Consider the following 18,104-nt stretch of genomic DNA (forward strand, 5'->3'; position numbering starts at 1 on the left):
TTTAACTAATTTTTATTGTGAACCAGGATAAGCATAGGAGCGAGAATGCTCGACCTTCCTACAAAGACTCTCTAAACCTTCTAAAGACAAGCTTTGGAATGAGAGCTAATGCAACTCTTAGGGAACCTGAGCTTCAAAAATTTTGGGCGACTAAAGGGATTGATTTTGATTTGGGAAGAGGTAATCCAGGCCCAATTTTCACTTTGCATGATGGACCACCATATGCCAATGGTGCACTGCATATGGGCCATGCACTTAATAAGGTTCTTAAAGACATAATTAATAAATTTCATATAATGCTTGGCTATAAGGTTCGTTTTATTCCAGGTTGGGATTGCCATGGTCTTCCTATTGAATTAAAAGTTCTTCAAACACTTACTCAAGAACAAAGAAAAGAATTAACCCCATTTAAATTAAGGAAGAAGGCTGCAGCATATGCAAATAAACAAATTGCTTCCCAGATGGAAGGGTTTAAAAGGTGGGGCGTATGGGCCGATTGGGGTAATCCATATTTAACTCTTAAAAAAGAGTATGAGTCTGCACAGATTCAACTGTTCGGAGAAATGGCACTAAAAGGGTATGTGTATCGCGGATTGAAACCAGTTCATTGGAGTCCTAGTTCAAGAACGGCTTTAGCAGAGGCAGAGTTGGAATATCCAGAAGGTCATGTTAGCCAAAGTATTTATGTTGGATTTCCTATTACTAAGCTTCCTAATCAGCTAGTTAAAAGTCTTAGAGAACAGGGCCTTGAATTCTCATACCAAGAAAATAAGGTAAATAAAAAACTGCAAGTTGCAATTTGGACTACTACACCATGGACTCTTCCAGCTAATAGTGCTGTAGCAGTAAATGCAAATCTTGAGTACTCTTTTGTTAAAGATATTTTAGATGGAAAAATATTAATCATTGCTTCTCAACTCTTGGAGGAAGTGGCTGTAAATACAGATATTAAATTGGATAAACTTGCTACATTTAAAGGTAAACAGCTAGAAGGCATTCTTTATCAAAACCCATTATTTAATAGAATAAGCCCAGTTGTAATTGGTGGTAATTACATTACAACTGAGTCTGGCACTGGACTTGTTCATACTGCACCTGGTCATGGAATTGATGATTTCAAAACAGGTAAAGAGAATAATTTGGATGTGTTTTGCCCTGTTAATGAAAGAGGTATATTTACCTCTGAAGCAGGTAAGTTTGAGGGCTTAAATGTATTGGTAGATGCTAACAATGAGATTATCAATGCATTAAAGACATCAGGATTCTTATTAAAGGAGAAACCATACACTCATAAATACCCTTATGATTGGAGAACTAAAAAACCAACTATTTTTAGAGCTACTGAGCAATGGTTTGCTTCTGTTGAAGGTTTTAGAAGTGATGCATTAAATGCAATAGAACAGGTTCAATGGCTTCCTGAGTCTGGAAAGAACAGGATTAAATCTATGGTACGAGAAAGAGGTGACTGGTGCATATCTAGACAACGCACTTGGGGTGTACCTATACCAGTTTTTTATAGGCGAGATAATAAAGAAGTTCTTCTGAATAAAGAAACTCTTGACCATATAAAAAATCTTTTTGCAATTCATGGCGCAGATATTTGGTGGGAATTAGATGAGTCAGAATTATTACCACCCTCATTTGCATCTCAAGCAAATCAGTGGCGTAAAGGCATGGATACTATGGATGTTTGGTTTGATTCAGGATCAAGTTGGGCGGCAGTTACAAGTAAAAAAGATGCTCTTAATTATCCTGCTGATTTGTACTTAGAAGGATCTGACCAACACCGTGGTTGGTTCCAGTCTTCATTATTAACCTCAGTAGCAGCAAATAGTAAGGCCCCATATAAATCTGTTCTTACTCATGGATTTGCTTTAGATGAAAATGGTAGGAAAATGAGTAAATCATTGGGCAATATTATTGATCCTTCAGTAATTATTAATGGTGGCTCTAATAAAAAGATTGAACCTGCATATGGGGCCGATGTCCTTAGACTATGGGTCAGCTCAGTTGATTATTCAGTTGATGTTCCTATAGGTTCTAATATATTAAAACAACTTTCTGATGTTTATAGAAAAGTAAGAAATACAGCTAGGTATCTTTTGGGAAACTTGCATGATTTTGACCCTATGAAAGATTCAATTGAAGTAAAGGATTTGCCGATTTTGGATAGATGGATGCTTCAAAGAACTTCTGAAGTTATTGATGAAGTTACTATATCATTTAAAAACTATGAATTTTCAAAATTCTTTCAATTATTGCAAAGCTATTGTGTCGTCGACTTATCAAATTTTTATTTAGATATAGCTAAAGATAGACTTTATGTTAGTGCGCCAAATGATAAGAGGAGAAAATCTTGCCAGACTGTAATGGCTTTAATAATTGAGAGACTAGCTGGATTAATAGCACCAGTTTTGTGTCACATGGCAGAAGATATTTGGCAAAATATTCCTTATATATTGCCAGAAGCTTCTGTATTTGAAAGAGGATGGCCAACATCACCAGGAGATTGGAAAGATGAATCTTTAAGTGAACCTATTTCTTTGATTAGAAAATTGAGAACTTCAGTGAATCGTGCGTTAGAAGAATGTAGAAATAATCAGCAATTAGGTTCATCTCTACAAGCTAGTGTACGCTTTGAAACTAATAACTCTTCTATCTTAGAGGCTATCGAATTTATTAATAATAATGGTCATTCAGATGTTGACAATATAAGAGATTGGTTGCTTGTTTCACAGTTTCAAATAGGGGGTGAGCCATGGGCAGAAGTCTTAACTAGCTTAGATTTTGAATTTGGTACTATTGAAATATCTAATGCAAGAGGTATTAAGTGTGAAAGGTGCTGGCATTATGAAAATGATATAGGGAATTCTCCAAATCATTTAACAATATGTGGGCGGTGTATAGATGTAGTAAACAGAATAGGTTTTAATCAGTAGTTTTTTATTAAAAACCTCCAGCAATTCTTCCTTGTTTTGGCAGGCGAATAAGTATCCATTGAATCAGTCCTACAACATAAACAATTAGAGCTAGGTAACCTGTGAAAGCAGCTATTGCTTCTGTCCAAGCTGCTCCAAACAGGAAGTTAAATAAATTCTTTATTAGCAGGTGGAATTGATCCGGTGCTTCTTGGAGTGCAAAACATTTTGGCTCTGTTATAGATTGAATGCAAGATAAGCTTTTTAAACTAATAGCTAGATAAAGCAATCCATAGAAACTTATTATCCACCTCCAAACTTTGACTATTACTCCCAAGGGCTTCCAAGGAGGAAGATCTGCCAACTCTTCATTTAGGTCTACCCAGAACCATACTGATATTATTAAAAGCAAGGGAGAGGCTAAAGAAGTTAAATAGCCTATAGCTCGATCTCCAGTAATGAGAAGAATACTTATTGGAATTAGGCTAGCTATTTTCCAGTAAATTGATAATAACCTGATTATAGAGGTTTCTTTTTTTATATTGGCCCAAATTAATAGCGTTAAAGGCAGTCCAAAAGCAAAGGTAGCTCCTAGTTTGTAGGTTAGCCAAACAAGAGTGTGGAATGTAAGCTCTATCATTTTGCAATATTAAAGCTTTTTCAGTATCAATTCTCGCAATAAATCTTTTAAGCTGAATAAGTTAATTTTTATCGTGTCCTACAGAGTGCGTCAACATGTAAACCCGCTTAGTCGTTTTTTCCAAAACCAACTTGATATACCTGATCCTGAAGATCTTTTTTTGGATAAAACGTTGCCAATACATTTAGATATAGGGTCAGCGAAGGGAAACTTTCTGATTAACTTTGCCTCACTAGAAAAAGGTTGGAATTTCCTCGGAGTTGATATAAGAAGTAAACTTGTAGATTCAGCAGAAAAAGTAAGAAAAGAGAAGGAACTAACTAATTTACGATTTTTCTTTTGTAATGCAAATGTCAGTTTGCATAGATGGCTGGAATCTTTAAAAGTGGGTCAATTGCAAAGAGTCTCTATACAATTCCCAGACCCTTGGTTTAAAAAACGGCATCAAAAGCGACGTGTTTTGAGTCCATCTTTACTTGGTTCTTTATCATCTAACTTGACTTTAGGATCTGAACTATATCTTCAAAGTGATGTTTTACCTGTTATCACTTCAATGATTAAACTTATTAACTTTAGTGGGTGTTTTGATTGTATCCATTCTAAGGAAAGTAAATGGCTAAATTTCAACCCTTACAATCTTCCTACAGAGAGAGAAGAATATGTAACTGCAAAAGGTTTGCCAGTATACAGGACCTTATTTCTTCGTAATGATAATGATGTACCTGATCTTTCTGAATTAAGCAAAAGCTATGAGTTTATTAATAATTAAGCAGCATTTAAATCATTAAGGGCAATACTTGCAAGATGGGAACTCCATGAATCAACCATTTTAGGGTCTTCAGATTCAACCATAACTCTCAGTAAAGGCTCTGTTCCACTTTCTCTTATTAAAACCCTTCCTCGGGAGCCCATCGCAACTTTTGCTTTATCCATTGCCTCTTGTAAGGCTTCTGATTCCTCCCAGTATTGATTCGAGGAGGAATTTTTAATTGGTACATTAATGAGCTTTTGTGGATAAGGTTTGAAACTCTGATTTAGCCATTCAAAAAGACGAAGATTAAGCCCATTACATATTGTCGCAAGTTGTATTGCAGTTAAAAGACCATCACCACAAAGACCATTCATTTTGGAAAGGATATGGCCTGACTGTTCCCCACCAAGTGTTGCATTAGTTTCTAACATTTTTTCTTGAACATATCTATCCCCCACAGGTGTTCTCTCAAGCTGCCCACCTTTGGCTAGCCATGCATTTTCCAAGCCAAGGTTCGACATAGATGTAGCTACAAGCCTTTGCTCAGGGAGTTGGTTTTGTTCTTTCAAAAATGATCCCCATAAATAAAGTATGTGATCTCCATCAATAACTCTTCCTTTCTCATCGACAGCTATTACACGATCAGCATCTCCATCAAATGCAAATCCCATTTGAGCATTCTCTGCTTTAACTGCTTCTTTAAGTGGACCTAGGTTGGTTGATCCGCATTTGACATTGATTTTTGCTCCATCTGAATGGCTATGAATTGTTTTTAAAGTTGCACCTAAGGATGTAAAGATCTTTTCTCCACATGAGGTTGCCGATCCCCAGCAAAGATCTAGAACAATAGAAACATCTTTAAGTGTTTTCCCATTCGCAGTTTCTAGAAGACTATTTGAATAGTGCTGAATTAGCTCATTTCGATAATGTATTGCTCCTATTTGTTCTAAAGGGTTTATTTCTTTGGTAAGGCCTTTTTCGATAAGGCGTTGTTCTTTCAAACTTATTTTTTGACCAGCACTATTAAAGATTTTTATTCCATTATCTTCTGGAGGATTATGACTGGCCGATACCATTAGCCCGCCAGAAGCCCCAAATTGTTTGATGAGGTGAGGGATGGCAGGGGTTGGGCATAAACCTACTTGCCACACTTCTCGCCCAGCTGCGGTTAGCCCTGCACTCAAAGCAGAGGTGATCATTGAACTGCTCTGCCGCGAATCCTGCCCAATAATGAATGGCCCTTCTCCTTCTATTACTAATCCACACCAAAACCCAATCTTTAGGACAAAATCTGGTGCTAACAATGAAGATGCTTTCCCGCGGATGCCATCTGTACCGAAGATTGGATTTTTGCTAGTAATAGGTCCAGTGCCAAAAGGATGCATTACATTGTTTGCTATTTTTATACCCAAAAGAGGTAAACCGCTCGAAAGGTTAGCTCAAATAGATCGCTTTTCCTAATAAAGTAGCTAAATATACCTGCAAGCTGATTTTTAAATCAATGCTTTTATGGAAAATAATCCCAGATCAGTTGAATTAGGCAAAGTACAAAAAATAGTTCTTTTAGTGGTTGCTTTATTACTTTCGGCATTCATTTTTGTTGTGAGAGGAGGGTTGTCCCCTTCTCAGCCTCTTGATCAGTTGGCTAGAAGATCTATTCCTCCTGACATTGCTTTATCGAATGGTAGACCTACCATTTTGGAATTTTATGCAGATTGGTGTGAAATATGCCAAAAAATGGCTCCTACAATGCTAGACCTTGAAACGAAGCTCGGGAATAAAATAGATTTTGTTTTATTGAATGTAGATAATGATCGATGGTTTTCTTTTGTAGATAAATACGAAGTAAATGGTGTCCCACAATTTAACTTTTTTGACGAAAGGGGTGAAATGCAAGGAGAATTTGTTGGATTCTTGGATCCCAACGAAATAAGCAAACTATCTCATGCACTTCTAAATGAAGTAGGATTTTCAAAAGAAGACCTTTCTCATAATCAAACTTCTGATAAAGAAAGCTTTTCGGAGTTAAATAGTGGGCCCGGATATAAGATTATAAATCCTAGAAGTCATGGATAAAAAACTTACCATTCAAGAGCTATAGCAACAGTTGGGAATTGTTTGCAAAATATTTTCTTACATTCATTAGCTATATCCATATGCTCTTTTTGAGTACCATGTCCTGATCTTAAATTTATATAATGAATCCAGGATCTGCAAGAACCACTCATATATATACGAGTTGGAGTGGCTAGTGGAAGAACAAATCTTGCACATTCTTTTGCTATTCCGGAGTTAAGCATTTCTCTATATAAAGAAATGCTTTCTTCGAAATTCTTTCTTATCTTTTGCTCAAAAGTATTTCTAACTTCTATTGATAAGTCAGGAATTGAGTTTTGTCTATTTTTTGTATCTTGCCTTCTTAATTCTGGTACTGGTATTTCGCCAAGTTGACTACTATCGGCATACCTTTGAGAGAATTCTTGAAAGGTAAAAGATCTATGCCTAAGAATCTGTGCTGCTATTCCTCTATTAGTTTCAATTTGAATAGTCATAAATGCTTGTTCAAATACACTCCAATGTTCATTTTTTATGCAGTATTTCAGCAATTTTGAGAAATCTTGATTGTCTTGATTCTTAGGATTGCTGACTCTGGCAATGTATGCCATGGTTTTTTCAGCATCTGGAGTGGCTGTAACCAGATGGGTTAATGGCATAGTTATATCTTTGCAAGCGTAACTTTTTCGGGTTGATTCTGATATTTACCCTTCCGATCACTATATGTCGTTTCACAAGGATCTCCTTCCAAAAATAATAATTGGCATATCCCTTCATTTGCATATATCCGACAATCAGCCCCTGAGCTATTGCTGAATTCAAGAGTGAGATGCCCCTCCCAACTTGCTTCAGCTGGTGTTGTATTTACTATGATTCCAAGCCTTGCATACGTACTTTTCCCTAAGCAAATTACAGTAATGTTAGGGGGTACTTTCATTCTTTCTAAAGCAACACCTAGTCCATAGGAGTGAGCTGGCAGAATAAAATATTCACCATCTGCATCTTGATTTAGCGGAGTTGATTCTAAATTTTTAGGATTGAATTTTTTGGGATTCATTACGGTCCCAGGCACATGGCGAAAGATTAAAAATTCCTTTGAAGAAAGTCTTAGGTCATATCCATAAGATGAGCATCCAAAACTCAAAACTGGTTGCTCTTGAGACTGAGGCTTCAGATGCCTGATTAGTTTGCTTTGAAAAGGCTTAAGCATGCCTGCTTTGGCTTGTTCACTTATCCAGCGATCGTTTTTAAGCATTATCTAGAGCACCTTAATTCAGTTACTTGATCAGCCATAGCAATGACGTTTTCAGGAATAAATGGACCTGTCAGAATTAAATCTATAGAGCGAGGTCTTTGTTCAAGAGTTTCTATTAGATCATCTTCTTTAATAAATCCTAACTTCATTGCTAGTCCAATCTCATCCAAAACAATTTTATTGACAGCTTCTTTTAGAAGATTTGCTTTGCATACTTCCCAGATTTCTTGAACTGCCATTTTGGATTTAACAAATTCATCTGACAAGTGATTTTGCCCACTGTGGCTCCTGCCAAGGTAGCAGTTTGTATTTGGCCTGAACCATTGCAATCTTCCACAGAGATTAATAGCTTTTTGAGGACCTTGACTTACTCCTCCTTTCAAAAACTGAGCTATTAATACTCGACTGCCAAGCCCTGCAGATCTCAGTGCTTCACTTAGTACAAGAGGAAAGCTACCGCTGTAACTTGCCATATGAACTTGAACTTGGCCTTGCGATTCAACAATTCTCAGCTTTGGTTTTGAATTTGCAGAAGATAGTGGATATAACTCACCACAAGGCTTCTCTGTTGAGGCACTGATGGGGCTAGGGGTTGCTGTCAAAAATCTGAAAAATTATCCCTTAAATCTAGCGCCATGATTCATCTTCACAATAAGTAGACACTATAGATAGTGTTGCAATGACGCTTTTATACCGTTTTTACTTGTCTTTTGAATATGTTTCAATGCTTCATTTATATGAAGGCGTAATGAGTTTTTGAAAACTAAAGCTAGAAAAAGTCATTATTGCTACAAGTCATTTCTTTAGCTGTCTTTAGCGTCTTTGTTATTGCTTTGCCAAAATGGCAACTGCTGAGATTGGCTTGAGCTGCTATTCAAACTATTTTTCTGGGGTGCAATCACAAAACCAACTTAATGAACAACCTCAAGCTAAGAAGAGCCTTCTGGATGTAATTCGGGCCCTTGATGGAGCAACTCCTGAGTTGGTTGAGCGTTCTAAAACAATCTTTTTTCCGGGGGATCCCGCTGAAAGGGTTTATTTGATTAGAAGAGGTGCTGTTCGTCTGACAAGAGTGTATGAATCAGGGGAAGAAATAACAGTAGCTTTGTTAAGAGAAAATAGTTTATTTGGAGTCCTTTCCCTGCTGACAGGACAGAGGTCTGATCGTTTTTATCATGCCGTAGCCTTCACGAGAGTTGAAATGGTTTCTGCACCCGCAGGTTCTGTTAGAAATGCTCTTGAGGGAGATAGCAGTGTTGGCTTGCTTCTACTTCAAGGCTTATCTAGCAGGGTTTTACAAACTGAAACCATGATTGAGACTCTTACTCATAGAGATATGTCTTCTAGATTGGTTAGTTTCCTTTTGGTTCTATGCAGGGATTTTGGAGTGGCTGGAGAGAAGGGAATAACGATTGACCTTAGATTGTCTCATCAGGCAATTGCTGAAGCGATAGGGTCTACTAGAGTAACTATTACTAGATTGCTTGGGGATTTGCGAAGCTTGGGACTTCTCCAGATAGATCGAAAAAAAATAACTGTTTTTGATCCAATAGCTCTTGCTAAACGATTTAATTAAACCAACCAACTCTAAGCATAATAAAATAATATTATCTTTCTTACAGGCTTGGTAGTTTTTTATTGTGACGGGTTGGCTATTAATTATTTTTTTGCTTGTGCTAGGGGGCGTACTTTCAACGCTTGGGGATTTTCTTGGGTCAAAAATCGGGAAAGCTCGTTTAAGTATATTCAAGCTGAGACCCAGAAGAACTGCTGTTTTAATAACAATTTTAACTGGTAGCTTTATTAGTTCAATCTCATTAATGCTGATGCTTTTAGTGGATAGACAATTAAGGGACGGCCTTTTTAGATTGAATGATATACAAGCGGAGTTGAAACAGAGCAGATTGGCTTTGCTACCTTTAAAAAAACAAAGAGAACTACTTGAACAAAGAATCAAAAAAGGCGAGAATGATTTGGTAAAACTTGAAAAAGATTTAATTGCTTTACGGCAAGGAGAGGTTGTTATTACTAGTGGTCAGTCTTTAGGTGCTTTTATTATTCAATTAGATGATACTACTAATATAAAGAAGGAAATTGAGAATATTTTTAGGACAGCTAATTTGAATGCTTTCTCAAGAGTCATGCCAGGGGCTCCAGCAGATAGAAGGCTTATATTAATTCGAAAAGATCATGTAGAAAAAATGCAGTCGATAATATCTGATAGAAGAAAATGGGTGATCAATATTCGCTCTGCGGGGAATGTTTTATTAGGTGAGAAGTATGTATATGCTTTCCCAGAAGTCTTGCTTAACAAAAACATTGTGGCTAAAGATGAAGTAATAGCAAGTAATACTCTAAATTCTAAAGAGTTTACAAATGATTATTTAAATAATCAGATCAAACTTTTGTTAGCTTCGACTTTGGCTGAGGTTAAACGAAGAGGTTCTTTGGTATCTGAAATAAAGGTGGATACAAACTCTATAAACTCTTTATCTAAAAAATTAAGAAGAACAAAGTTCTCTCAGATTAATCTTCAAGCTATTTCAGGTAGGAAAAGTGATACGGCAGAGAAGATTTCAGTTTTTTTAAGACTAACAAAGTTAAATTCGGAAAATAGATCTTTATAAACGCATGGATTTTATTATTGCGTTAGACCCTGGTAGAGATAAGTGTGGATTATTGTTGGCAGACTTGGTTAATTCAGCTGTAATTGAAGCTTATATCCTTAAAGTCTCTGCAGTTAGTAATTTTGTAAGAAAATGGCAAGAAAAATATTCTGTTAAGTTAATAATAATCGGTAATGGAACTAATAGTTTTTATTGGGTTAATGAGTTCGCAACTTTCTCAAACTTAAATGTCAAAGTTGTTGAAGAAGCGGGAACTACTTTTCGAGCAAGGCATAGGTATTGGGAAATTGTGCCACCTGGATTGTTATTTAGATGGTTGCCAAGAGGACTTCTACCCCCACCGAGTAATTTAGATTCAATTGCTGCATTAGTACTTCTAGAAGATTATTTATCTAAAAAATTGGAATGGGCTGCCGAAGTGAATCTTAAAATTTTGCCCTGATTGTGAATACATAATCTCCTCCTGGCTCTAGATAATAGTCTTTCTTAATTAAAAACCTTAATAAGGCATCTTGAATTAGTGCTCTGCCAAGGGAAGGCTCAACAATTAATTCACCACTAGTGAACTTCCATATGAAATCCCATTGAAAACCTCCCGCAGATACCTCCCCTTCCAGAGACTTATTCAAAAAATCTTGCTTATTCACTCTTAAATGAGCAGTTGTTGTAGGTTTTTTATGCATCTAATTTCTTCTCATATGGTTCAGGTTTAATCGAATTGAGATATGTAACTGCTTTTTCTATTCCTGAATTTTTAATTAAACTAAGCCCAGCTAATGCTTCATTCAATACATTCTCAATTATAAGTTTTTCTTTCTGATCAAAATCTCCAAGAACATAGGAAATTGTATTGGATTGATTCTTTTGAGTTGTTGAATGATAATTCCCAATACCAATCTTTAAACGATAGAAAGCACTAGTCCCGAGACAATTAATGATGCTTTTGAGACCATTGTGTCCACCTGAGCTGCCTTGTCTCCTAATTCTTAATTTTCCTAGCGGTAGATCAATATCATCTGAGATGATAAGTACTTGACTGATTTCAATATTGAACCAGTTCATAGCAGCTTGAACTGAGCGCCCACTTTGATTCATGAAGGTGTCAGGCATAAGAAGCCTTTTACGATCATCCCCTATCCCAAACTCAGCCACCTCTCCGAAGAGTTTTTTGTTGAGCTTAAACTTGGCTGACTCTTTCTCTGCAAGCTTCTCTAAGGCCATAAAACCGACGTTATGGCGCGTTAAACGGTATTTTGATCCAGGATTACCTAGGCCAACTAATAAACGAAAGTCATCTGAACTCATTGAGATTTTTAGGATGACCGTGTTTTTTCTCTGATTTTATTTTGAATTAATCAATAATGCTAATTTTTGGGGTCATTTTTTTGTTCACTGTCTTTCGACTCTGATTCAGACATTGCATTTTTAATTTCACTCTCAAACTCTGTCGAAGCTTGTTGAAGACTTTTTAGAGTTTTACCTAGGGTTCTCCCAAGCTCTGGGAGTCGCTTGGGACCAAAAATTACCAATGCCAACCCAGCAATCACAGCAATCTCAGGCAAACCAACGCCAAAGATGTTCATTGGGGAACCCTCTTCTGTTTTATTAAGGTTTTACTATTTAATTCCGTTCCAATCAACTGAGAATCCCTGTAAAAGGAGAGATTGGTTGTAGATCTGTAGAAGAATTACTAAAAAGACTAGTAGTAAAACACCAACAAATGCCATGACTGGAACTGCGCCCCAGCCTGCCACAACCTTACCTTGACCAGAGTTACCAATGGATTTCAGTAGAGATCCTAGAGCTGTTTTTTGTCCCATTTTGATTTTTAAGCCTCAGTTAAGGGTTAATTTTGGATATTGTATGGGAAATTGACTCTTAGTTACCCAACCTGTACAAAGTTTTGATGGAAACTTCATCTCCAGCTCTTCAATTCGCAATAATTGTCCTTCTGATCTTGTTTGGTCTTACAGGTTTAGGGGTCTATACCGCGTTTGGCCCTCCTGCTAAACGGTTAGATGACCCTTGGGACGAGCATGATGATTGAAGCTTTTTGGCCATATTGTTAAAATTTCCAGTTAATCGACTTATAAACATTTCAATCAAAGTTCATAAGTGGGGTAATTCTGCCTTAAAGCCCCATACAATATCCGTGGTTCTATAGACGTTTGTTGCTTTCATGCTTGCTTTAAAGATCTCTGTATACACGGTCGTCTTCTTTTTTGTTGGGGTGTTCCTTTTTGGCTTCTTAGCTAGTGACCCAGCTAGAACACCTGCTAGGAAAGATTTAGAAGGTCCTCAGGACTGAAAATTAGACTGAACAGTTAATCAGAACTAATACTGGCCATCAATGGCTATGTAATTTTCTGATTGTGTAATCATTAATTTCGTCGACATAAGGTTTTGGCGGCGAAATTATCTAATGCCTGGTTAGCAGGTTGTTTTTCAGCAAGTTATCTGATCTTTAATCCTTTAGAGGGTTATTTAGCAGGTAATAATGAGTTTTTAAGAAATTCTCCTTCTTCTAGAGGTCTCAAAGATTCTGGAAATTTGTTAGTATCTGAGTCCGAGAGAGTTGAGAAGATTGATAAAGGGGGGAATACTTTTCTTTCTATAGAGGATCAAGACCCTTCCCTGATCCCTCTGAATATTCAAGCCAAACGGCAATACTGGGAAAGTAATAATATTTTCATAGCAGAAGGTAACGTAATTACATCTTTAAATCGAGGAACTCTTCGTTCTGGAAGACTTGTCTTTGATCAGGCAAAAAATACTATTATAGCTACCGATAATGTGAGATTCTCCCGAGGCGGACAATATTTTCGGGCGAATTATTTTATATATAATTTTAACAATCAAAAAGGTGAGATTAAAGATGTTTATGGAGTAATTAGCATTGAATTACTTCCAACAGATTTAAATATAAAATCAAAATTTAAAGGAGATTCTAAGAATGGTAAATCAGCATTAACTTTGAAAGATAGTATTTTAATTGAAGGAGGCAAAATTGATGCAGGTATGAATCCTTTTTATAAGGGGTCTTTATTGTCAGAAGGTATAAATAGTTGGCGCTTTAAAGCTTCTAAAATTCTTATCAATAATTCAGGCTGGAAAGCTAAAAAAATAATTTTTTCAAATGACCCATTTAACCCAGTTCAAACTAAAATACTAGCTCAAGATGTTGTAGCGACTGAAAATAACTTAGGTAAGTCAATTATCACTGCTAATAGAAGTAAGCTGGTAATAGAAGATAAACTTACTTTGCCGCTTGGCAAGCGAACTTTTGGAGGAGGTAATCAAGCAAAGCAAAGCTGGGTTTTAGGTTATGATTATAAAGATAGAGATGGATTTTTTCTTGGCAGACGGTTTAATCCTATTGATATAAATAAAAACTATACACTAAAATTACAGCCTCAGTTCCTTATACAACGTGCTATTAAGTCTGAGACTAATTCATACCCAGAAGCAGGATCTAGTGTTTTGAGTCCTAGTGTTAAACGATCTGCAAAGGTTAGTGATCTGTTTGGTTTAAAAGCAAAATTAAAGGGTAAAACATTTAATCTTGACTCTGAACTTTCTGCAAGTATCTCCACATTTAATATAGGCAGACTGCCAGATGGCAGTAGATACTGGGGATCTCTTAAACAAGCATTTAGCTTTGCTGGTATAGATGGTTTTATTGGGACTTTGTTTGGTGCTTACCGCTATAAAACTTGGAATGGATCATTAGGTCAAAGTGATATCTATACTGCTTATGGTGGTTATATTGATAAGAATGTATCTTGGGATTATAGGAAAACAAATTTTGCTTATCGATTTAGGTCAGGAATGGCTAAATATCAAGCAGAACAATTAAAAAAGGTAGATTTAGAGAATCTATGGAGAACTAGTATTTTTAATAGTTTAAGTATATCTAGACCAATCTATTCTTTCGGTAAAGGAATCAACTTAAATTCAAGCAGTCCACCGCGCTATTCTGTTCTACCTGTAAAGCCTGGAATAACTTTTAACACAGTAATAACTGCTAGTTATTACTATTATGAAGATAATAGTAATCAGAGCTCTATAGGCATTAGTGCTGGCCCAGAAATCACCTTTGGTCATTTTAGGAAGCCTATCTTGGATTATACAAAAGTTTCTATAATGCCAGGCTTTACTGCTAAAGGAGGTGATAGCCCTTTTAAATTCGATAATGTTGTTGACCTTCGGAAAGTTTCTTTTAAATTAACTCAGCAGATATATGGCCCATTTTTGTTATCAGGTATTTACGATGTAAATGTTGATAGTGGTTCTGACCAATATGGAAAAACTATAAATTCAAAAGTGGCTTTACTCTGGGAGAGAAGATCTTTTTCTTTTGGACTATTCTATGATATTAATGATAATAATGGAGGCTTAATGTTTAGGCTGAATGGTTTTGATTTTGATGGTTCTCTTATCCCTCTTGATACGCAATCAATGTAAGATAATTTATTGACTATAATTTAGATGTATACATACTTAATTCAATTTAGAAAAGCTGAAATAAGGTAAATTTTCTTCCACAGATTTTATTTTACTCATCTTTGATATCAGTGTATTAGTTGCATCCCAGTTCCCTGATATAAGCATTTCCAAAGCCCCTTTCTCAATAAATAAGTTCCATTCTTTCTTGTTGAATTCAATCGTTTTTTTATCAAGACTAATTTTGCATATGCTCTGTAGATTATTCTCAGATTCAGTTTGAAATGATAACAAATCTTCTTCACTAAGAATAATACAGGGAATGCCCATACTTAAACAATTGCCATGAAATATTTCTGCAAAGCTATTTCCAATTATCGCTCTTATTCCCCATCGCATTAATGCTTGAGGTGCATGTTCCCGACTTGATCCGCAGCCAAAATTTTTATCAACTATAAGTATTGAAGCATTCTTATTCTTTTTTATGTCAAAAGGGTGTAACCCTTTTTTTTCTTTGCGGTCATCTGCAAAAACGTTCTCGCCTAAATTTTCAAAACTTACACATTTTAAGAACCTTGCAGGAATTATGCGATCTGTATCAATATCATTGCCTCTGAGATTTATGCATTGCCCCTCTACATTTTCGATGGGACCTTTAGGAAAATGTTTAGAGTTGTTCATGCTGGAAGTATTTTTTTTCATGCTTAGGGATTGATTAATTCTCTTACATCCACAACACAACCATATATTGCAGCAGCAGCAACCATCGCTGGGCTCATTAATAATGTTCTTCCCTTGGCAGAACCTTGTCTCCCTTTGAAATTTCTATTACTTGAGCTAGCACTAATTTGCCTGCCTTCAAGTCGATCAGGATTCATTGCTAGACACATTGAGCACCCTGGTTTGCGCCATTCAAAACCTGCTTTTTTGAAAATGTTGTCTAGTCCTTCAGCTTCTGCTGCTTTTGCAACTTGCTCTGAACCAGGGACAACGAAGGCCTTGATCCCTTGAGATACATGATGATTTTTTGCAATTTCAGCAGCAGCTTGTAAATCGCTTAAACGACCATTGGTACAGCTTCCTATAAAGCAAACATTAACCTTAAGTCCTTTAATAGATTCTCCAGGTTTTACTTGCATATATTCGTAAGCTTCTTTCGCAATATCTCTATCATTTGCATCTAAAGCATTTGTCTCAGGAATATATTCATTTATACCGATTGCTTGTCCAGGTGTAATGCCCCAAGTAACGGTTGGAGAGATTTTATTTGCGTCAAACTTAACTTCATCATCAAATTGTGCATTTGAGTCGGTAGCCAACGTTTTCCACCAACTCACAGCTGAATCCCAATTGATCCCAGTTGGTAGGAATGGCTTTCCTTTTAGGTATTTAAATGTTGTTAGATCTGGGTTGATGTATCCACACCTAGCACCGCCTTCTATAGCCATATTGCAAATAGTCATTCTTTCTTCCATAGAAAGACTTTCTATTGCTGGCCCTGCAAACTCATATGCAAACCCAACACCACCTTTGACACCAAGTTTACGAATAATATGTAAGATTAGATCCTTGGCATATACTCCTTTTTGGAGTTGTCCATCTATCCATATCCTTCGAACTTTTAATTTCTTCATTGCCAGGCTCTGGGTGGCTAATACATCTCGTACTTGACTAGTCCCTATCCCAAATGCGATTGCTCCAAATGCTCCATGGGTTGAGGTATGCGAATCACCACAAGCAATAGTCATGCCTGGTTGTGTTAATCCTGATTCTGGAGCTATCACATGCACTATTCCTTGCCCTCCAGAGCCAATCCCAAAAAGCTTGATACCATGTTCTTTGCAATTGGCTTCTAATGTGCTCAACATTTCTTCAGCAAGTGGGTCCTTGAATGGCCTTGTCTGGTTTGTTGTAGGAACTATGTGATCTACTGTGCCAATTGTTCTTTGAGGGTATTTAACAGATAGCGCTTTTTCTTTTAAAGCTGCAAAAGCTTGTGGACTTGTTACTTCATGAATTAAGTGGAGTCCAATGAAAAGCTGTGTTGAATCACCAGGAAGATCTGCAACTCGGTGCAGATTCCAGACTTTGTCATAGAGGGTTCCAGAGCTCAAATTTGACTCCCTTTAGGCTTTGACCTTAGCCCCATGCAGGATAAATAAACGCAGGATGTCAAGGCTTCTAATGACACTCAGTTTTTGAATTCCAATTCTCCCTATATAAGGGTTGAATTGGAATTCAATTGATTCAAGAATATTTGGACCTGCAATACCAAATTGCACTAAACCCACAGGCTTATTTGGGGTTCCTCCTGATGGACCTGCTATCCCACTAATAGCAAGTCCCCAATCAGTGCCAAGTTTCTTTTTTACTCCTAACGCCATATCTTGTACTACTTCGGCAGATACAGCACCGTCTTCTAAAAGTTCTTTACTTCGAACGTTAAGTAGGGACTTCTTGATCGAATTGTGGTATGCAATTATCCCTCCTAAGAAGATATCAGATGCACCACTTACACTTGTTAGACTAGCTCCTAAACCTCCTCCAGTACATGACTCTGCGACCGAGAGTGTTTCATTGCGCTGCCTTAATAAGTCAATAATTATTGAGGCCAAAGTATCCTCATCAGAGCCGAAATAATTTTTACGAGCTCTTTGAATTAACTCATGTTGTATAGGCTCAATTAATGCATTAGCTCTTTCTATATTTTCTGCTTTAGATGTTATTCGCAATCTCACTTCACCCAGAGAAGCATACGGAGAGATCGTAGGATTGCTTCCTTCTAAAATATCATTTACTTTTTCCGTCAGTTCGGACTCACTAATCCCGGTAAATTTTAATACTTTGCTGGTAATAGTTTTGTTTTTGTATGAATTTTCTTTTAACCATTTCTCAATACTTTGGTCCCACATATTCTTCATCTCTGATGGAACGCCTGGAAGTGTAATTATGGTAAAATCATCATTAGGGTTCCAAATTATGCCAGGCGCTGTACCTGTAGGATTGTGTATAAGTTTTGATCCTTTTGGATAAAGAGCTTGTTTTTTATTTATTAAAGGCAAATCTTTAGATGAATATTTAACTTTTTTTTTAATATCAATTAAAATTTCTTTGCTTTCTATTAAAGGCGTATTAAATGCTGCAGCAATAGTCTCAGTTGTTAGATCATCTGGAGTAGGACCTAAGCCTCCTGTTGTGATAAGTATGTTAGTTCTTTGAGAGGTAGCTAAAATGAATTCTTTAAGTCTGTCGAAATTATCTCCAACTACTGTTTGTCTAAAATGTGAAAGACCTATGGAAGCTAACTTTTCTGCTAACCACTGCGCATTACTATTCAAAATATTGCCAAGCAATAATTCACTTCCAATACATAAAATTTCAACTGTTTTTTCTTGAGAATGTTTTGACAATGAAT

21 protein-coding genes are annotated in these 18,104 nt (G+C 36.5%); 9 read left to right on the forward strand and 12 right to left on the reverse strand.

Features of this window, described 5'->3' with window-relative positions; genetic code table 11:
• The first annotated feature begins 17 nt into the window (after positions 1-17).
• Positions 18-2,939: an isoleucine--tRNA ligase gene (gene ileS, locus O5635_RS07820; protein ID WP_036901430.1), complete on the forward strand. Its 2,922-nt coding sequence runs from the start codon at positions 18-20 to the stop codon at positions 2,937-2,939.
• 7 nt (positions 2,940-2,946) lie between these two features.
• Here the strand turns inward: ileS and O5635_RS07825 are convergent, their stop codons facing one another.
• Positions 2,947-3,558 (reverse strand): DUF3177 family protein, encoded by a 612-nt coding sequence (locus tag O5635_RS07825; protein ID WP_036901428.1) that lies wholly within the window; start codon positions 3,556-3,558, stop codon positions 2,947-2,949.
• Positions 3,559-3,643: 85 nt separating this feature from the next.
• On the opposite strand from O5635_RS07825, the gene trmB reads away from it, so the two are divergent.
• Positions 3,644-4,327, forward strand: a complete 684-nt coding sequence (trmB, locus tag O5635_RS07830; protein ID WP_036901426.1) for a tRNA (guanosine(46)-N7)-methyltransferase TrmB — start codon at positions 3,644-3,646, stop codon at positions 4,325-4,327.
• Here trmB and glmM read toward each other — a convergent pair.
• Positions 4,324-5,694, reverse strand: a complete 1,371-nt coding sequence (gene glmM, locus O5635_RS07835; RefSeq protein ID WP_036902029.1) for a phosphoglucosamine mutase — start codon at positions 5,692-5,694, stop codon at positions 4,324-4,326. The genes trmB and glmM overlap by 4 nt on opposite strands.
• A 124-nt stretch (positions 5,695-5,818) precedes the next feature.
• Here glmM and O5635_RS07840 point away from each other — a divergent pair, with 124 nt between their 5' ends.
• A complete protein-coding gene (locus O5635_RS07840; RefSeq protein WP_052042771.1) occupies positions 5,819-6,385 on the forward strand; it encodes a thioredoxin domain-containing protein in 567 nt (188 codons plus the stop codon).
• Positions 6,386-6,390: 5 nt separating this feature from the next.
• Here O5635_RS07840 and thyX read toward each other — a convergent pair whose 3' ends face one another.
• The 3 genes from thyX to O5635_RS07855 are packed head-to-tail and all read right to left on the reverse strand — an operon-like array spanning position 6,391 to position 8,221.
• Positions 6,391-7,023, reverse strand: coding sequence for an FAD-dependent thymidylate synthase (gene thyX, locus O5635_RS07845; RefSeq protein ID WP_036901424.1), 633 nt, complete (start codon positions 7,021-7,023; stop codon positions 6,391-6,393).
• A 2-nt stretch (positions 7,024-7,025) separates the two neighbouring features.
• A complete protein-coding gene (gene dcd, locus O5635_RS07850; RefSeq protein WP_036901421.1) occupies positions 7,026-7,619 on the reverse strand; it encodes a dCTP deaminase in 594 nt (197 codons plus the stop codon).
• Positions 7,619-8,221: a cob(I)yrinic acid a,c-diamide adenosyltransferase gene (locus O5635_RS07855; protein WP_036901418.1), complete on the reverse strand. Its 603-nt coding sequence runs from the start codon at positions 8,219-8,221 to the stop codon at positions 7,619-7,621. The genes dcd and O5635_RS07855 overlap by 1 nt, the downstream gene beginning before the upstream one ends.
• Before the next feature lie 239 nt (positions 8,222-8,460).
• Between O5635_RS07855 and ntcA the strand changes: the two genes are divergently transcribed.
• The 3 genes from ntcA to O5635_RS07870 all read left to right on the forward strand — a co-directional run bounded on the left by ntcA (position 8,461) and on the right by O5635_RS07870 (position 10,688).
• Positions 8,461-9,195: a global nitrogen regulator NtcA gene (gene ntcA, locus O5635_RS07860; RefSeq protein ID WP_036901416.1), complete on the forward strand. Its 735-nt coding sequence runs from the start codon at positions 8,461-8,463 to the stop codon at positions 9,193-9,195.
• A gap of 64 nt (positions 9,196-9,259) precedes the next feature.
• The gene (locus O5635_RS07865; RefSeq protein WP_036901412.1) at positions 9,260-10,246 is read left to right on the forward strand and encodes a DUF3084 domain-containing protein; all 987 of its coding nucleotides are present in this window, start codon (positions 9,260-9,262) and stop codon (positions 10,244-10,246) included.
• A gap of 4 nt (positions 10,247-10,250) precedes the next feature.
• On the forward strand, positions 10,251-10,688 hold the full coding sequence (locus O5635_RS07870) for a hypothetical protein (RefSeq protein ID WP_036901410.1): 438 nt from the start codon (positions 10,251-10,253) through the stop codon (positions 10,686-10,688).
• Here O5635_RS07870 and O5635_RS07875 read toward each other — a convergent pair.
• Genes O5635_RS07875 through psbH form a run of 4 tightly spaced genes read right to left on the reverse strand, consistent with a single transcriptional unit; the run spans position 10,672 to position 12,066 of the window.
• Positions 10,672-10,929, reverse strand: a complete 258-nt coding sequence (locus tag O5635_RS07875) for a DUF3146 family protein (protein WP_036901409.1) — start codon at positions 10,927-10,929, stop codon at positions 10,672-10,674. The two genes, O5635_RS07870 and O5635_RS07875, sit on opposite strands and share 17 nt — an antisense overlap.
• Entirely contained in the window at positions 10,922-11,551 is a 630-nt protein-coding gene (gene pth / locus O5635_RS07880; RefSeq protein WP_036901407.1) for an aminoacyl-tRNA hydrolase, read from the reverse strand. Before pth ends, O5635_RS07875 begins: the two co-directional genes overlap by 8 nt.
• Positions 11,552-11,610: 59 nt before the next feature.
• Positions 11,611-11,829: a TatA/E family twin arginine-targeting protein translocase gene (locus O5635_RS07885; protein WP_036901406.1), complete on the reverse strand. Its 219-nt coding sequence runs from the start codon at positions 11,827-11,829 to the stop codon at positions 11,611-11,613.
• 33 nt (positions 11,830-11,862) lie between these two features.
• Positions 11,863-12,066 (reverse strand): photosystem II reaction center phosphoprotein PsbH, encoded by a 204-nt coding sequence (gene psbH / locus O5635_RS07890; protein WP_036901405.1) that lies wholly within the window; start codon positions 12,064-12,066, stop codon positions 11,863-11,865.
• An 86-nt stretch (positions 12,067-12,152) separates the two neighbouring features.
• Between psbH and psbN the strand changes: the two genes are divergently transcribed.
• From psbN to O5635_RS07905, 3 genes are all read left to right on the forward strand, one after another.
• Positions 12,153-12,293 (forward strand): photosystem II reaction center protein PsbN, encoded by a 141-nt coding sequence (gene psbN / locus O5635_RS07895; RefSeq protein ID WP_036901404.1) that lies wholly within the window; start codon positions 12,153-12,155, stop codon positions 12,291-12,293.
• A 132-nt stretch (positions 12,294-12,425) separates the two neighbouring features.
• Entirely contained in the window at positions 12,426-12,554 is a 129-nt protein-coding gene (locus O5635_RS07900) for a photosystem II reaction center protein I (RefSeq protein WP_036901402.1), read from the forward strand.
• Between the two features lie 95 nt (positions 12,555-12,649).
• Positions 12,650-14,710: a DUF3769 domain-containing protein gene (locus tag O5635_RS07905; RefSeq protein ID WP_036901400.1), complete on the forward strand. Its 2,061-nt coding sequence runs from the start codon at positions 12,650-12,652 to the stop codon at positions 14,708-14,710.
• 36 nt (positions 14,711-14,746) lie between these two features.
• On the opposite strand, the gene O5635_RS07910 is transcribed toward O5635_RS07905, so the two are convergent.
• From O5635_RS07910 to O5635_RS07920, 3 genes are read right to left on the reverse strand one after another with little or no spacing between them, the layout of a single operon-like run.
• Positions 14,747-15,370, reverse strand: a complete 624-nt coding sequence (locus O5635_RS07910) for a 3-isopropylmalate dehydratase small subunit (protein WP_036902023.1) — start codon at positions 15,368-15,370, stop codon at positions 14,747-14,749.
• Positions 15,371-15,393: 23 nt separating this feature from the next.
• Positions 15,394-16,803 carry a 3-isopropylmalate dehydratase large subunit gene (gene leuC / locus O5635_RS07915; protein WP_036901398.1) on the reverse strand — a complete coding sequence of 470 codons (1,410 nt, stop codon included), beginning with the start codon at positions 16,801-16,803 and terminating at the stop codon, positions 15,394-15,396.
• Between the two features lie 12 nt (positions 16,804-16,815).
• Positions 16,816-18,099 (reverse strand): competence/damage-inducible protein A, encoded by a 1,284-nt coding sequence (locus O5635_RS07920; RefSeq protein WP_036902020.1) that lies wholly within the window; start codon positions 18,097-18,099, stop codon positions 16,816-16,818.
• Positions 18,100-18,104: the final 5 nt, after the last annotated feature.

Origin of the sequence: Prochlorococcus marinus str. MIT 0919 (assembly GCF_027359375.1) — a bacterium.
In the GTDB taxonomy this organism is placed as follows: Bacteria; Cyanobacteriota; Cyanobacteriia; order PCC-6307; family Cyanobiaceae; genus Prochlorococcus_D.

What these genes read in the sequence shown, in the direction of transcription:
- O5635_RS07825 (WP_036901428.1), bottom strand. Translation starts at nt 3,558, where the DNA reads ATGATAGAGCTTACATTCCACACTCTTGTTTGGCTAACCTACAAACTA.
- glmM (WP_036902029.1), bottom strand. Translation starts at nt 5,694, where the DNA reads ATGCATCCTTTTGGCACTGGACCTATTACTAGCAAAAATCCAATCTTC.
- O5635_RS07840 (WP_052042771.1), top strand. Translation starts at nt 5,819, where the DNA reads ATGGAAAATAATCCCAGATCAGTTGAATTAGGCAAAGTACAAAAAATA.
- thyX (WP_036901424.1), bottom strand. Translation starts at nt 7,023, where the DNA reads ATGCCATTAACCCATCTGGTTACAGCCACTCCAGATGCTGAAAAAACC.
- dcd (WP_036901421.1), bottom strand. Translation starts at nt 7,619, where the DNA reads ATGCTTAAAAACGATCGCTGGATAAGTGAACAAGCCAAAGCAGGCATG.
- ntcA (WP_036901416.1), top strand. Translation starts at nt 8,461, where the DNA reads ATGGCAACTGCTGAGATTGGCTTGAGCTGCTATTCAAACTATTTTTCT.
- O5635_RS07870 (WP_036901410.1), top strand. Translation starts at nt 10,251, where the DNA reads ATGGATTTTATTATTGCGTTAGACCCTGGTAGAGATAAGTGTGGATTA.
- O5635_RS07875 (WP_036901409.1), bottom strand. Translation starts at nt 10,929, where the DNA reads ATGCATAAAAAACCTACAACAACTGCTCATTTAAGAGTGAATAAGCAA.
- pth (WP_036901407.1), bottom strand. Translation starts at nt 11,551, where the DNA reads ATGAGTTCAGATGACTTTCGTTTATTAGTTGGCCTAGGTAATCCTGGA.
- O5635_RS07885 (WP_036901406.1), bottom strand. Translation starts at nt 11,829, where the DNA reads ATGAACATCTTTGGCGTTGGTTTGCCTGAGATTGCTGTGATTGCTGGG.
- psbH (WP_036901405.1), bottom strand. Translation starts at nt 12,066, where the DNA reads ATGGGACAAAAAACAGCTCTAGGATCTCTACTGAAATCCATTGGTAAC.
- psbN (WP_036901404.1), top strand. Translation starts at nt 12,153, where the DNA reads ATGGAAACTTCATCTCCAGCTCTTCAATTCGCAATAATTGTCCTTCTG.
- O5635_RS07900 (WP_036901402.1), top strand. Translation starts at nt 12,426, where the DNA reads ATGCTTGCTTTAAAGATCTCTGTATACACGGTCGTCTTCTTTTTTGTT.
- O5635_RS07910 (WP_036902023.1), bottom strand. Translation starts at nt 15,370, where the DNA reads ATGAACAACTCTAAACATTTTCCTAAAGGTCCCATCGAAAATGTAGAG.